Genomic DNA, 14,248 nt, shown 5'->3' on the forward strand with positions numbered 1-14,248 from the left:
GGACCGGTGGACGACCGCCCGCGCGGCGCACGAACTGATCCGTCTCCTCACGCAAGACCACCGTGGTCGTCACGCGCGGGGGCTTCCGGGCAGGGCCTGCTCGGCCCAGATGACCTTGCCTTCGTGGCCGTGCCGCGTGCCCCAGCGTTCGGCGAGCTGGGCGACCAGCAGCAGACCGCGGCCGCCCTCGTCGTAGACACGGGCCCGGCGCAGGTGCGGGGCCGTGCTGCTCCCGTCGGCGACTTCGCACATCAGTGTCGACTGGAAGATCATCCGCAGCTGAACCGGATCCTTTCCATAACGGATGGCGTTCGTGACCAGTTCGCTGACCATGAGCTGGGTGGCGAAGTCCAGCTCCTCCAGGCCCCATGCGGCCAACGAGTCCGACGCATGCTCGCGGGCGGTGGCCACCACCGCCGGATCGGAGGGGAGATCCCACGTGGCGACAAGGCCGGCATCCAGCGTCCGGGTGCGGGCCACCAGGAGGGCGACGTCGTCGGCGGGGCTGGTGGGGAGCAGCGCGGACAGCAGCGCGTCGCAGGTCTCCTCCAACGAGGCCGGCGCCCGGGCGAGGACGTCCGCCAGCAGCGCAAGCCCGGCGTCCACGTCACGGACGAGGCTTTCGATGAGGCCGTCCGTGTACAGGACCAGCAGACTGCCTTCCGTCACTTCGAACTGGGCTGTCTCGAAAGGCAGCCCGCCCAGCCCCAGAGGCGGGCCGATCGGCAGCTCCGGGAAGACGACTGCACGTGCGGCCGCGCCGGTGCCGACCGTCGCGGGAGAGACCAGGGCCGGCAGCGGGTGTCCGGCGCTGGCCACTGAGCACAGGCGGGAGACCGGGTCATAGACCGCGTACAGGCAGGTGGCGCTCATCTCGTCCGAACCCCGCGTCTCCTCGCGCTGGAGCCGGATCACCACGTCGTCCAGATGGGTCAGCAATTCATCGGGCATGAGATCGATGTCCGCGAGGGTGCGCACGGCCGTCCGTAGCCGGCCCATGGTGGCGCAGGCGTGCAGGCCCCGGCCGACCACGTCGCCGACGACGAGTGCGACACGGGCTCCGGAGAGCGGGATCACGTCGTACCAGTCGCCTCCCACGCCGGACTCGGCGGGCAGGTAACGGGAGGCCGTCCCGACCGCGCACTGTTCCGCCACCGGCTCCGGCAGCAGACTGCGCTGGAGGGTGAGGGCGGTGTCACGCTCGCGGGTGTAGCGCTTGGCGTTGTCGAGGTGGATCGCGGCTCGCGAGGCGATCTCCTGGGCCAGGAGCAGTTCTTCCTCGTCGAAGGCGGCGGAGGTGCGGTGCCGGAAGAACTGCACCAGGCCCAGTGGCCTGCCGTGGGCCCACAGCGGCACCAGGAGCATCGAATGGACGCCGAAGGTACGCAGGGCCTCCCGTTGGACCGCGGACTGCGCCATCCACTGCGGGACCTGTGCGGCGGTGATGCTGCATCGGATGGGCTGCCCGGTGGCCAGCGCGCGGCCGGGCTCCGATCCCTCGGGGAAGGTGTGGGCCTGCCCCAACGGGAACGCGGAGTCCGGGCAGTCGTCCAGGGCGGACCGTTGGGCGATCCGGCGCACCACCGGTCGGCCGGTAGCCGGTCGTGTGGCCCTGCCCGGGAGCAGGGCGTCGAGCAGGTCGACGGTGACCAGGTCGGCGAGGTATTCGGTGCCCACATCCGCCAGTTCGTGCGCGGTTCGGGTGATGTCGAGTGTGGCCCCGACCCGGCGGCTCGCCTCGTTGACCACCACCAGCCGACGCTGCAGCCAGCGGTCGCGCTCTTCCTGGTACGCCGCCACGGCCTCTTCCGCGACGCGGTTCATGTACGTGAAACTCTGTGCGTTCAAAGTGATCAACGCTTCGCTGGCCAGGCCATTGTCTGCGGCCAGCCGGTAGACCTCCTCGCCGACGATGCGGTGGAAGCTCGCATGGCCCAGCCTGAACGCCCGCAGGAAATCGTTGAGCGGCACTCCGTGCCGCGCGAGCACGCGAGCGGTCTCGATATCCGCGGGCGGGATCGCTGACGAGGCCGCGTCGAGGCTGTACTCGTTGATGTCCAGCGCGGCGGTGACATGCTGGGAGACGGCTGCCGACGCCACGATGGCGGTGTCCTCGTACTCCCACACCCATGGAACGTCGGGCGAGATCTCCCTGAGCACGGCGTCCGTCAGCTCGTCCGTGCGGGGCCTGAGCTCTCGGGCAAGATCACGCAGGAAGGTGTCGACGTCGATCCCCACATGAGCAATGTACGGCGAGAGGGACCTGGACGCAGAGCCGAGTGTCAGGGGGCGACGAGTGCCTCAGTGTGAGAGCGCCACAGCCTTGATCGCCGCGGCGCTGATGTGCGCGGCGGGGTCGGCGGGCGTTCTCCTGCTGACCTCCTCCACCTGGATGGGCGGGTCCGGCGGACGATTGGCAGCGCGGCGCACAAACTGATCCGTCTCCTCGCTCAAGACCACCGTGGTCGTCACACGCGGGGGCTTCCTCTTGACACGACCGCATATCGGTAACAGTGTAGCCATTATGAGTACCTGGTCTGAGCCCCTGCCCGATTCCCGGTTCATCGAGGTGGACGGCCTGCGGATCCACTACAAGCGCGCTGGGCACGGCCCGGCACTCGTGCTGCTGCACGGCAGTGCCTCATCCCTGCAGCACTTCGACCGCGCGACGGATCTGCTGTCGGATTCGTTCGATGTCATCCGTCCTGACCTGCCGGCGTTCGGACTGACGGGCCCGCGCAAGGACCGCGACTACCGCGTTCCGGCGTACGCCGCGACGGTGGCGGGCTTCCTGGAGGCGCTGGGCGTGCCGCGCTACGCGTTGGCCGGCAATTCCCTGGGCGGCAACGTCGCCTGGAACGTCGCGCTGGACCATCCGGAGCGGCTGACCGGCCTGGTGCTGGTCAATGCCACCGGCTACCCGGAGAAGACGGTGCCGGCGGGGATGCGCCTGACCCGCAACCCGTTGGTGCGGCCCCTGCTGAGGCGGGTGATGCCGCGCGGTGCCATCGAGCGCAGCCTGCGCGACAGCGTCGGGCCGTATTCGCAGATCGTGGACGACGCCATGGTGGACCGCGCCTATCAGCTCATGAGCCGTCCCGGTAACCGCTCGGCTTTCGTCGACTTCTGCAACACCGACCAGCCGGACCGCAGCGCGCAGATCCCCCGCATCGCGGTGCCCACGCTGGTGCTGCGCAGCGCGAGCATCGACGGCCAGCACTTCGCCCGCGACATCCCCGGCGCCCAGGAGCTCGTCCACCCCCACGGCGGACATCTGCTGCCGGAGGAGGAACCGGAGTGGGTCGCGGACGCGATCGCGAAGTTCCTCGGCTCCTGCGCCGACACCCCCGCGAACTGAGGGCAAGGAGGCCCGTTCCATGAAGTACTTCGTCGCCTCGGGCGAGGACCGCAAGCTCACCGCCGACTCACGCAAGGCGCTGCGCGGCAGTTTCGTCGAGCTGTCCGACGGCGTCACCCACTACGAGCTGACGGGGCCCGAGCACGGGGACGTGGTCCTGATGGCAGGCGCTCTGACCATCCCGCTGTCCTACTGGGACGGCCTCGTCGGGGAGCTGCACGCCCGCGGGCTGCGCACTCTGACCTGGAGCGCCTACGGCCGCGGCTACTCCGACCGGGTGCGGGCGCGCTACGACGAGACGCTGTTCACGCGGCAGCTGGCCGAGCTGACGGACCGGCTCGGCCTGACGGCGCGGCCCCTGCACCTGGTCGGCACCTCCATGGGCGCGCTGGTCAGCATGACGTACGCCGCCCAGTACCGCTCGTCGCTGTCCACGCTCACCATCGTGGGCCCTGCCGGACTTGCCAAACCTCAGCTGACCTCCCCTCACCGGCTGCTGCGCAACGACTGGCTGGCCGGCCTCATCGCCCGGCGGCGCGGCCGACAGATACTTCAAGGACACCTGGGGCACAACGTCCGCGACCCCGAGCTCGGCGCGAAACTGACCGAGATGGTCCTCGACACCTTCCGCTTCGAGGGCTCGCTGTACGCGATCTTCGACACGCTGCAGCACCTTCCTTTCTCCGGCCGTGACGACCTCTTCCGGCGGACGGGGGCACTGGGCATTCCGACGCTGCTGCTGTGGGGCGACGAGGACGACGTCACGCCGCTGGTGCACTTCGACACAGCGCGCGCTCTGCTGAAGCCTCGTAAACATCACGTCATCACCAAATGCGGGCACATGGCCCCATTCGAACGGCCTCGCGACGTTGCCGATCAGCTCGTCTCGTTCGTGTCCGCACGCACCGAAAGGCTCGACTCATGAACAACCCGCAGGCCATCGACGTCCTCATCATCGGTGCCGGCCCATCTGGCTCCGCCTTGGCGATCGACCTCGTACGCCGCGGACTCGACGTCCGGATCGTCGACAGGTCCCCCCACGCCTTCGACGGCTCGCGCGCCAAGGGCATCCAGCCCCGCAGCCTCGAAGTCCTCGAAGACCTCGGCGCTCTCGACGACGTGCTGGCCGGCGGCGACATCTATCCCAAGCTCGGGCTCCATGCAGGACCCATCGGTGTGCCGTGGAAGATGTTCCCCCACAAAGAGGCAACCCCGGACGTCCCGTACCCGAACACCTGGCTTATCCCGCAGTTCCGCACGGACCGCGCCCTGCACGCCCGGCTCGGTGAGCTCGGCCGCGAGGTCGAGTTCGGCAAGGAACTGACCGAGCTGACGCAGGACGAGGACACGGTGGTCGCCAAGGTGGTGGGCGCGGACGGGGTCGAGGAGATCGTCGCCCGCTATGCCGTGGGGGCCGACGGCGGCTCCAGTGCGGTGCGCAAGCAGCTCGACATCGGTTTCGCGGGGACGACGGACGAGTCCGACCGCGTGCTGATCGTGGATGCCTCCGTAAGCGGCCTGGCCCGCAACCGGTGGCACATGTGGCCCGGTCTCGGCGGCAAGCTCATCGGCGCCTGCCCGCTGCCCCACAGCGACATGTTCCAGTGGATGATCCGGCTCACGCCCGACGAGAAGCCGCCCCAGGAGATCGGCGCCATCATCGACCGGATCCACTCCCACACTCGCAACCGGCACATCCAGCTGCACGAGATCCACTGGAAGTCCGTGTTCCGGCCCAACATCCGTCTTGCGAAGCACTACGGCCGCGGACGTGTCTTCCTCGTCGGCGACGCCGCGCACGTCCACACCCCGGCCGGTGCCCAGGGCCTGAACACCGGTATGCAGGACGGCTACAACCTCGGCTGGAAGCTCGGCCAGGTCCTCGCCGGAGCCGACCCGGCCCTGCTGGACACCTACGAGGCCGAGCGGCAGCCGATCGCCGCCGGGGTCCTGGGCCTGTCCACGGAGAAGTGGGGCGGCATCGCCAAGCTCGACCCCTCCAGCATGAAGCGCGGCAAGGACGAGCAGCAGCTCTCCCTGACCTACTACGGCGGCCCGCTCGCCCCCGCCGACAGCGACAGTGGCGACACCGGCACGCTGCACGTGGGCGACCGCGCCCCGGACGCCCGACTGCTCGGCGCCGACGGCGCCGAGACCCGCCTGTTCAACCTCTTCCAGGGACCGCACTTCACCGCCATCGCCTACGGCCCCGGCGCCGCCCGGGACCTCGAACTCCTCGACTGGCCGACGACGGGCGCCCAGCTGAAGCGGCTCACCGTCGGATCGGCCGCGGGCGACGGCCGCGCCTTCTCCGACCCCGAGAACACGCTGCTCAGTGCCTACGGCCTGACCGGCGACACGCTGCTGCTGATCCGTCCCGACGGCTACATCGGGCACATCGCCACTCGGGATTTCCTCACCACCACACGAGCCGCCGTGCGGGCAGTGACGCCGCAGGCAAGGACCCGCACCATGTCCCAGCCGAGTCACACCTTCCCCGGTTCGGGGGCCACTGAATGAGCCGCATACTGCTGCGCGGGGCGCAAGGCATCACGATGACGCGGGACCGGCCGGACGCCGAGCATGTCGACATCCTCGTCGACGGCGAGACCACGGCGGCCGTTGGCGAAACCATCGAGGCGCCCGATGCCGAGGTCGTCGACTTCTCCGGCCGCGTCCTGCTCGCATCCGGCCTCGACGATGTCAAGGACCGGCTACGCGAGTCCGGAGAGCGGCTGCTGCGCGGCGTCGGGCCCGCGGGCTCTCCCGGCTGACATACCGCAACGGCCCCCACGTATGACCCGCGCGCCGACGCGCACGACATCCCGTTCTCGTCGGCGCGATGGCCACGCGCCCTCAGAGCCGCACACCGCGGCCTCGTTCCCACAGGAAGAAGGTGCCGTGAGCAGCCCCATGCCGACTACCGAGGGGATACCCCGCGACGCCCTGCACCAGGAGCAGATCATCCAGGCGGCCATCGCCCTTCTGGACGAGGGCGGCATCGAGAGTCTGAGCATGCGAAGACTCGGCAGCCGTCTCGGCATCACCGCGGCGGCACTCTACTGGCACGTCAAGAGCAGGCACGATCTGCTCCTGCTGGCCGCTGACGCCGTCTGGGGGCAGACACCTCTCCCCGCTCTCGACGGCATCGAATGGCGTCCGGTCCTCCTGGCCATGGCCGACAACCTGCGTTCGATGCTTCTCAGGCACCCCTGGCTGCTGGCCGCCATGACCATCCAGCCTCTCGACGGCCCGGCCAGGGACCGCCATGACGAGCACCTGCTCGCGGTCTGCGAGGCCCCCGGCCTCACCAGGCGGGATGCCGAGCAAGCCGCCCAGAGCGTCGTCACGTTCGCGATCGGCGCCGCCCTCGCAGCCACCCCTCGCCCGTATGTGTCCTTCGGACTGCAGTCACTTCTCGACGGCATCGAAGCCAGGCTTGCCGCCCGTACCTGACCCGACACAGCAGAAGACTCGTCGTCGACGATCAGCAGGGTGGTCATGGTGCTGGTTCTTTCGTGGGAGCCGGCGGTACGGGTGTGTACGGCGCTCCCCGAGTACGCCCTACTCGTGTGCGATGTGTGCGATGTGTGCGCGGTGTTCGGCGAGTACGTCCAGTCCGAAGTCGGAGGTCAGGTCACGCCACACCGAGTGGGCGTGGTTGGCGTACCGCTGTGTGTTGTCGTACTCGATGAGGACGCGAGGGTCCTGCACCCGGTAGCAGTGCGGTTCCCCGGCGTCCGTGCTGCCCGCCCAGCCGAAATGCACCGCGTCGAGGACGGTGTCAGAGGCGTAGTGGGTGTCGTAGGCGTCTGCGAGGAACTCGGGTGCCCGTCCGGTGTAAAGGGTGACGAGCCGGCGCAACAGGTGCCGCTGCTCGTTGTTCAGGTCGCGACCGCTGATGCCTTGGGGGGGAATCGTGATGGCCACGTGCGCGTGATCGTTCTCGGTGTATCCGCTGCCCGCTTCCGCCCGGCGGTCGATGTCGTCGACAAGCCGGTCCAGCTCAGGGTCGGCGAACCGGCCGCGCCACAGGGTCCTGCATGTGCATCATCGTGTCGCCGTGTTCGACGCGTAGGCGGTTGCCGGAGACGATGTCCGAGACTGCGGACGGGTGGAGCAGGGCGCTTTGGAGTTGGCCCGTGTCCAGACTGCGGACCAGTTGACGGGCCGTCTCCTCGGGGCCTTGCAGGGGCCGCAGGGTGCCTCCGATCAGCTCGGTCGTGGCCGGGTCGGCACCGATGAAGCACGGGGTCGTGGAGACGAGCCGGCCGGCGACGACGAGGTTGTTCAGGGAGATGTGGTGGCCGCCGAACCGCCATGCCCAGACACGGTCGCCGGGGCGGCCGAAGATCCTCAGCCAGTAGAGGCCGGGGTCGCGTCCGCGCTGCCGGCCCCAGTGGATCCGCCACCCTTCCAGCTGGCCCAGGACGTTCTCCAGTCCCATCACGGTGGTGACCGTGGCGTAGCCCGGGATGGACAGTCCGGTGGCCACCAACTGCATGGCCAGGCTCTGTTGGCGGGCGTTCTGGTCTCGGACGGCGAGCCCGCCGTGGTCGGTGGGGGTGGAGAACCAGCGCAGCCGCTCGGCCTCCGCATCCGGGTGGAGCGGGGAGCTGCGTGAACGTCGTTACGCCCACGACACTGGGAAGTCACTCCGGAGCCGACCATCATAACGGTTACGCTGTTTCCGTTATTGCGCTAGGCTGGGCCGCTGCGTCGATCGACCAAATCGCCCGTCTGGGCGCCGAGCGATGCGCCCGGCCGGCAACTCGACCGCGCCCGACACATCCCATAACGGTCTCGTGACGACCTGCCCGCCATCAGGTCGTCGCCTTTGGCGCCCACGCCGCCACGACGCCGACACCCTGGAGATACCTCGTGATCCTCACCATCACCCTCGCCTGCGCCATCGCCTTGATCTTCGGGGCGAGCGGAGTGCTCAACACACTCGCATTGCCGAAGGCGCGCGAGCTGGCCGCCGAGACCGGCTTCTCCGTCGCCGCCTACCGCCGCATCGGCGTGCTGCAACTGGCAGGAGTCGCCGGCGTGGCGCTCGGCCCCGCCGTGCCGCCGCTCGGCGGCATGGCGGGGACCGGGCTTCTCCTGCTGCTCGCCGGAGCTGTGGTCGTACACCTGCGCAACGGCGACCCGGTTGCCAAACTCGCGCCCGCCATCGTGTGCGCGGTGCTTGTCGCCTCATACCTCGCGGCCTTGTTCGCCTGAAGCGCTGCGGATCGAGTCCACGCCTCCACGGATGGGCGGCTCCGGCGGTTCCGCCCTGAAAGCAATGCGGCCCCGAACTGTGACTTCAGCCCGTAGAGCCGGCCGACGGGGATGGCTTCGGACCGCCGCGCTCCCGAAGGGCAGAGCCAGGGTCGGCCGACGGTCATCCGAATGCGCCACTGGACCAAAACCAGCTTAACGGCTACGTTGTAGCCAATATTGGAGGTGGCAGGAAACGCAGCCACCTGGGCTCAAGGGCGCTCAGGCCGCGACCGCACGGTCCGCCTGCCTTCACCAGCGCCCCTCCGTCCACAGTGCCGACCCCCGAGGGGTAGACGATGCCCGTCCTGATCGTGATAGCGATCTACGCTATCCGGATCGCGCGCGCCCCCTTGGACGCACGCCTGAAGAAGCGCCACGTCGGACCCCTGTCGGTCACGACCGGAGCGGTCATGCTCTATCTGGCCTGGGACTGGCTCAGGCCCGAGGGCCTCAGCGCCGTCTATTTCGCCGGCGAGTTCGCCGGCGTCCTGTCCGCCTACCTGATGTCCTGCACCCTGGTGCTGGCCACCCGCCTGATGTGGCTGGAGCAGTGGTTCGGCGGCCTGGACCGCATGTACCGTCAGCACAAGCTGTACGCCGTATGGTCCATACTCCTGCTCACCCCCCACCTGCTCCTCCACTTTTTCTCCGGTTTCGACGGGAGCCGGTACGGCTACGCCCACCGGACCGCGTCGGTAGGGATGGGCCATCTCCTCGGCGCCGTCTCCGCCATCGGCCTGCTGCTGCTCGTCCTCATCTCACTCGGCCAGGTCGGCCGCATCCTCCGACTGCCCTACGAGCGCTGGCTGTTCCTGCATCGCCTCACCGGCCTGCTGCTCCTGTCGGCGCTGTTGCACGGCTGGTTCCTCGATCTCGTCATCAACGGGTCCACGCCCCTCCTGGCGATCTACGTCACCATGGCCACCATCGGCATGACCGCCTACGCCTACGACGAACTGGTGCTACGGCGCAGGGAGCCCCGGGCGGACTACACCGTCCACCGTGTCGCGCGGCCGACACGCGACATCCTCGACCTCACCCTCACGCCCACCGGCCAGACGACGCTTCCCGTGACAGGGGGCCAGTTCGTCTACCTGCGGGTCGGCGGCTGGCACGAACACCCCTTCAGCGTCGCAGGAACGCAGGCCGACGGCTCGGTACGCCTCACCATCCGTGCCCTGGGCCGCGGTACACGCGGCCTCTACACGGACATAAGCGAAGGGCACCCCGCAACCCTCAAGGGTCCTTACGGCATGTTCGACCACACCCTCGGCGGACCCCGGCAGATATGGATCGCGGGGGGCATCGGTATCGCACCCTTCCTCGGCTGGCTCACCCACCCAGGTGCAGCGCCGCCCCGCACCGACCTCTTCTACTGCGCCCCCACAGCCGAAGACGCACCGTTCCTCCCGGAACTCACCGCAGCGGCAGCACACCGCCCCGAGCTCCGGCTCCACCCGACGTTCAGCCGCAGCCACGGCCGTCTGACCGCCGAAAGAATCCAGGCCGAGGCCGGACCGATCACCCCCGACACGCACGTCTTCCTCTGCGGCCCTGCCTCCATGATCGAAAACCTCACTCGCGCCCTCCATCGCCAGGGCGTCCCCCGCCAGCATCTCCACGCCGAGCACTTCGCCTTCCGCTGACGAGCCGCCGACCACACGAGAGCACGCGCTCAGCACCAGCGGCTGTGGCGACGCTCCATGCCGACCGCGCAGCCTCCGTAGGCGGGCGGCCTCAGGTTCGCATCGTCCTGGCTGGTCAGGCGTCGTCGCGCAGCTGGGCAAGCCCGCTGAGAAGGAGTTCGAGTCCGAAGGAGAACTCGTCCTCGATCGGAACGGGCATCGACTCGGCGACGGTGACCGTCGCCGGGAACAAGGCTGGATCGACGCTTCGAAAAACGGCGGACAGTTGTGCGTCGTCGAGTTGCCCGCCGCCACGACCGTTGACCTGGATGGCGAATCCGAGGACGTAGCGGGAGAAGGTGGCAAAGGCGTGCGCAGCCAGTCGCGGCGGGAAGCCGCTGTCGAGCAGCGCCGCAACACAGTGCTCCCGCAGCGCCATGGCGTTCGGCCCCATGGGAACCTCTTCGACCATCAGGCGCGCCGCGTTCCGGTGCCGGGCCAGGGCCTCGAACATGGTGTGCGCGACCGTCCGCAGCGCTTGCTGCCAGCCCATCGCGAGGAGTTCGTCGCCATTCAGTTCCACGGCGCCGAACATGCGGTCCACGACATGGGCGACCAGCGCTGCCCGGTTGTCGAAATGCCGGTACAGCGTCGCCGTGCCCGAGCCCAGGCGCTGGGCCAGCGTCCTCATCGAGAGAGCGTCGGCCCCTTCATCGTCCACGATCTGCAGTGCGGTGGAGACGATGCGCTCCAGCGGCACGGGCGGACGCCCTGGGCGCCGAGCCGATGCCGTGGTCGCTCGCGTAGGACCAGCTGCTGCCACTGAACGTCCACCTCCTCGGCCAGCACCATAACAGCAACACTGTATCCGCTTTGGAGATCGCCGGTTGGGCATGGACCGCCGGGGGCACCGCACCGCGGTTACGGCTCAGGCATCACCACGCGGCAGTTCACAGGCGCGTGGTGAAGCGGCCGTCGGCAGCTTGCGCAGCCAGCCCCGCCCGGCAAGCTTGGACACCTTCCCACGCAACGGCTCCAGCTTGCCCGGCACCGCCAGCTCCAGCCTCAGTTCCTCGCCGACCTGCTTGACCATGCCCGGGCCGCCGGCGCCCCGGACGATCGCGAGGCCGCGCTGAGGCAGACTTATCCGCTCGACCAGCCCGAGCATCCCAGCGAGCCCGCATGCCAGCCCTCTGACCAGCACGTTCGAGATGGCGGATCTCCCATGGATCACGGCTCGACCAGCGCCGTGCGGAGCGCGTCGAGCATGGCGATGCGGAAAGCGGTCATCGATGCCGCCTTCCCGTCAAACAGAGCGTCGGCTCCGTGGTACATGCCCGGCTCGACGCGCGACTCGCAGGCGACCCCCGCCTCACGCAGGCGCCGCGCGTATTCGACACTCTCTGAATAGAAAAGATCGAGGTCACCGACGCCGATCCATGTCGGAGGAAGACCGGTCGGATCAGCACGCCTTGCCGCGGAGATGTACGGGCGGTCGTCCTCTTCCTGCGGTGGCCGGCCGAGGTATGCGGTCCATGCGAAGCGGTTGGACGCCGGCGTCCAGGTGTAGATGTCGCTTTCACGGGGCGCACGACGCAGGACTGTGCGATCGTCGAGCATCGGGTACTCCAGCAACTGAAAGCGAACCGGCACTCCAGTGTCGTGCGCACGCTGGACCACGGTTGCTGCCAGCCCGCCGCCGGCGCTCTCCCCGCCGACGGCGATACGGTCGCGGTCGAGCCCCAGCTCGGCGGCATTGTCATGCAGCCAGCACAGTGTGCGATAGCAGTCGTTGAGGGCTGCGGGAAAAGGATTTTCCGGCGCGAGACGGTAGTCGACACTGACCACGAGGAGCCCGAGTTCCTCGGCAACACGGCTGCACCACGCGTTCGACTGACGCGCGGCGCCGACCACCATTCCTCCGCCATGGATCCACAGCAGAGCCCCGCTCGGTGCTTTGTGGCCTCCAGCCCGGTAGATCAGCAGGTTGACCGCAGGGTCGGTGTCGGTGGCGGGTACGGCCCGTCGCTCGAGGCCCACGCCGGGTCTGATCGTGGTTCTGGTCAGCGGCACCACCTGACGAGCGATGGCACGGACCACGGCATTGCCCAGGTTCAGCGGCACATAGAGCGCAGGGTGTCGCAGCTCTGGCGGCACCACGGCGAGAGCGCGACGACGTGTGTTGGTTGCCGCAGCGGCTCCCAGGGCCGCCAAAGCGCCCAGGCCACCCAAAACAGGGTAGAGCATCGGGAGCTAGCACCTTCCTTCTGCAGAGGGGGATACATCGCGGACGTACGCGGTGGCGTTCGGTCCGTCGTCGCCGCCGGGAGGTCAGGCAAGAGGCAGCGGCAGATTTCATGAGGGGCGTCGTCAAACAGGCCGAGCATGTAGAGCAGATGGAGCTACCAGGCCGCACCACCTGTGAGCGGCGGCTCCACATCAGCATGGGGAAAATTCTGCTTTCCCCTGCTGCCGTCTTGTCCTCGCAGGGCGACCAGGGCACTCGCGGCCAGCAAGGCCACGGCCAGACTGAAGCCGACCCCGGCTGCCTGCAGGCCAGCGAGGTCGGCGGCCAGTCCGACACCGATCACGGGCAGTGAGATCGCTACGTACATCACGATGAAGAAAGCGGAGGCGACCTCGGCACGCCGGCCGTCGGGCGCGTTTGAGTTGAGCATGGTCAGGGCCGCCCGGAATGCTATGCCTTGCCCAAGTCCGGCGACTGCACCAGCGACCACCAGCAGTGTGAGCGATCGTAGAGTGAGTCCCGCGGTGAGCAGGCCCATACCGACGATGAGCAGGGCACACGCCACGGGCAGGGCGGCGCGGCCCAGTGGCCGTACGAGGGTGATCTGTCCGAGCGCCGAGGCCGCACACACGGTACTGACCACGGCTCCGGCCAGGGCCGGGGCGGACAGGCCGAGGAGTCGGCTCAGAAAGGACGGTGCGACGGAGGTGTACAGCCCGAGCACCGCGAATCCGGCGAACCCGGCCGTGGCGGCCCGTGTGAACGTGCCCCGCATCGCGGCTGGTACCCGAGGCCGTGTCACCCTCAGACGCGGGCCAGTCCTGGCCGTCGTCACGGTTTCGGGCATCAGCCAGACACCCACCACCGCGGCGGCCAGCAGGGTCAGGTGCACCAGGAAAGGAAACCGGGTTGGATTCGGGGACAGTTGGGCCAGTGTCCCGGAGAGGACGGGGCCCGCTCCCAACCCGCCTATGTTCGCCACGGTAGCCACCAGGGTGGCCCGGTCGTTCGCGCCCGTGGCGGCCAGGTCGACCAGCGTGGCGGTCGCGGTGCCGGTGAAGATTCCCGCGGAGAGCCCTGACAGCAGCCGTCCCACCAGTAGGAATGTCAGATCATTTGCGCTCAGGAAGACCGCCGCGCTGAGGGTCGAGCATGCCAGTCCGGCCAGCAGAGTTCGTCGGCGTCCGACACCGTCCGAGACCTGTCCGAACAGCACCAGTGCCGTGAGAACACCGAAGGCGTAGACCGAGAAGATCACCGTCGTTGTCAGGGTCGAGAAACTCATCTGCCGTTGGTAGAGCAGGTAGAGCGGTGTCGGCAGGGTCGTACCCAGCATCGCGATGTGCAACGCCAGGGCGACCAGCCAGAACGCAGTGCGACGCGGAACCGTCCAGCGGCGGGAAGGCCCGCCTGCCCGTGGGGGAGTTTCGGACAGGCGGGCGCGCGAGCGGGACGCAGTCATATGCCCTTCCCGCAGCCTGGTGAGTGTGGCTCGGCGGGCGGATGTGTTCTCACGTCACTTCTTTCCTGTCAGTTCATAGGCAGTGGCGAGAGCGTGTGTCGACCATGCCGCGCGGCACGCGGTCCCGACTCCCACGGTCGGCCGGCCCCTTCTGTTGCCGAGCCCGACGTGGAGCAGGGGAGTTCCGCATTGCGTCAGCACCCGATGATCGGCACGGTGCGGAGTGTGGTGACGGCGGCATACGGAAGTGCGGCAACCGGGTCAGGTCGCACACTCCCTCGGAACAG

At 68.7% G+C, this 14,248-nt stretch carries 15 protein-coding genes; 7 read left to right on the top strand and 8 right to left on the bottom strand.

Translation table 11 applies throughout. The features are described from left to right. Positions 1-69: 69 nt before the first annotated feature. Both ACFY0K_RS01965 and ACFY0K_RS01970 read right to left on the bottom strand, forming a co-directional pair. Positions 70-2,238 (bottom strand): SpoIIE family protein phosphatase, encoded by a 2,169-nt coding sequence (locus ACFY0K_RS01965; protein WP_390638141.1) that lies wholly within the window; start codon positions 2,236-2,238, stop codon positions 70-72. A gap of 63 nt (positions 2,239-2,301) precedes the next feature. Further along, the gene (locus ACFY0K_RS01970) at positions 2,302-2,472 is read right to left on the bottom strand and encodes a hypothetical protein (protein WP_390638142.1); all 171 of its coding nucleotides are present in this window, start codon (positions 2,470-2,472) and stop codon (positions 2,302-2,304) included. Between the two features lie 52 nt (positions 2,473-2,524). Between ACFY0K_RS01970 and ACFY0K_RS01975 the strand changes: the two genes are divergently transcribed. The 5 genes from ACFY0K_RS01975 to ACFY0K_RS01995 all read left to right on the top strand — a co-directional run bounded on the left by ACFY0K_RS01975 (position 2,525) and on the right by ACFY0K_RS01995 (position 6,814). Further along, positions 2,525-3,358 carry an alpha/beta fold hydrolase gene (locus ACFY0K_RS01975; protein ID WP_390638143.1) on the top strand — a complete coding sequence of 278 codons (834 nt, stop codon included), beginning with the start codon at positions 2,525-2,527 and terminating at the stop codon, positions 3,356-3,358. Positions 3,359-3,377: 19 nt separating this feature from the next. Continuing rightward, on the top strand, positions 3,378-4,283 hold the full coding sequence (locus tag ACFY0K_RS01980) for an alpha/beta fold hydrolase (RefSeq protein WP_390638144.1): 906 nt from the start codon (positions 3,378-3,380) through the stop codon (positions 4,281-4,283). Next, on the top strand, positions 4,280-5,878 hold the full coding sequence (locus tag ACFY0K_RS01985; RefSeq protein WP_390638145.1) for an FAD-dependent oxidoreductase: 1,599 nt from the start codon (positions 4,280-4,282) through the stop codon (positions 5,876-5,878). Before ACFY0K_RS01980 ends, ACFY0K_RS01985 begins: the two co-directional genes overlap by 4 nt. After that, the gene (locus tag ACFY0K_RS01990; RefSeq protein ID WP_390638146.1) at positions 5,875-6,132 is read left to right on the top strand and encodes a hypothetical protein; all 258 of its coding nucleotides are present in this window, start codon (positions 5,875-5,877) and stop codon (positions 6,130-6,132) included. Before ACFY0K_RS01985 ends, ACFY0K_RS01990 begins: the two co-directional genes overlap by 4 nt. A gap of 139 nt (positions 6,133-6,271) precedes the next feature. After that, positions 6,272-6,814 (top strand): TetR/AcrR family transcriptional regulator C-terminal domain-containing protein, encoded by a 543-nt coding sequence (locus ACFY0K_RS01995; protein ID WP_390638147.1) that lies wholly within the window; start codon positions 6,272-6,274, stop codon positions 6,812-6,814. Positions 6,815-6,922: 108 nt separating this feature from the next. Here the strand turns inward: ACFY0K_RS01995 and ACFY0K_RS02000 are convergent, their stop codons facing one another. Continuing rightward, positions 6,923-7,288 carry a DUF3500 domain-containing protein gene (locus tag ACFY0K_RS02000; protein WP_390638148.1) on the bottom strand — a complete coding sequence of 122 codons (366 nt, stop codon included), beginning with the start codon at positions 7,286-7,288 and terminating at the stop codon, positions 6,923-6,925. A 76-nt stretch (positions 7,289-7,364) separates the two neighbouring features. Beyond that, positions 7,365-7,940 (bottom strand): DUF3500 domain-containing protein, encoded by a 576-nt coding sequence (locus ACFY0K_RS02005; RefSeq protein WP_390638835.1) that lies wholly within the window; start codon positions 7,938-7,940, stop codon positions 7,365-7,367. Positions 7,941-8,239: 299 nt separating this feature from the next. Between ACFY0K_RS02005 and ACFY0K_RS02010 the strand changes: the two genes are divergently transcribed. Together ACFY0K_RS02010 and ACFY0K_RS02015 are read left to right on the top strand one after the other, a co-directional pair. Beyond that, positions 8,240-8,584, top strand: coding sequence for a DoxX family protein (locus tag ACFY0K_RS02010; protein ID WP_390638149.1), 345 nt, complete (start codon positions 8,240-8,242; stop codon positions 8,582-8,584). Positions 8,585-8,922: 338 nt separating this feature from the next. Then, positions 8,923-10,272: a ferric reductase-like transmembrane domain-containing protein gene (locus ACFY0K_RS02015; protein ID WP_390638150.1), complete on the top strand. Its 1,350-nt coding sequence runs from the start codon at positions 8,923-8,925 to the stop codon at positions 10,270-10,272. A gap of 115 nt (positions 10,273-10,387) precedes the next feature. Here ACFY0K_RS02015 and ACFY0K_RS02020 read toward each other — a convergent pair whose 3' ends face one another. The 4 genes from ACFY0K_RS02020 to ACFY0K_RS02035 all read right to left on the bottom strand — a co-directional run bounded on the left by ACFY0K_RS02020 (position 10,388) and on the right by ACFY0K_RS02035 (position 13,961). Continuing rightward, positions 10,388-11,011 (bottom strand): TetR/AcrR family transcriptional regulator, encoded by a 624-nt coding sequence (locus ACFY0K_RS02020; protein ID WP_390638151.1) that lies wholly within the window; start codon positions 11,009-11,011, stop codon positions 10,388-10,390. Between the two features lie 168 nt (positions 11,012-11,179). Further along, positions 11,180-11,485: a hypothetical protein gene (locus ACFY0K_RS02025; protein ID WP_390638152.1), complete on the bottom strand. Its 306-nt coding sequence runs from the start codon at positions 11,483-11,485 to the stop codon at positions 11,180-11,182. Continuing rightward, positions 11,482-12,498, bottom strand: a complete 1,017-nt coding sequence (locus ACFY0K_RS02030; RefSeq protein ID WP_390638153.1) for an alpha/beta hydrolase — start codon at positions 12,496-12,498, stop codon at positions 11,482-11,484. The genes ACFY0K_RS02025 and ACFY0K_RS02030 overlap by 4 nt, the downstream gene beginning before the upstream one ends. A gap of 155 nt (positions 12,499-12,653) precedes the next feature. Continuing rightward, on the bottom strand, positions 12,654-13,961 hold the full coding sequence (locus ACFY0K_RS02035; RefSeq protein WP_390638154.1) for an MFS transporter: 1,308 nt from the start codon (positions 13,959-13,961) through the stop codon (positions 12,654-12,656). Positions 13,962-14,248 lie beyond the last annotated feature (287 nt).

The sequence above is a fragment of the Streptomyces sp. NPDC001507 genome (assembly GCF_042894765.1).
In the GTDB taxonomy this organism is placed as follows: domain Bacteria; phylum Actinomycetota; class Actinomycetes; order Streptomycetales; family Streptomycetaceae; genus Streptomyces.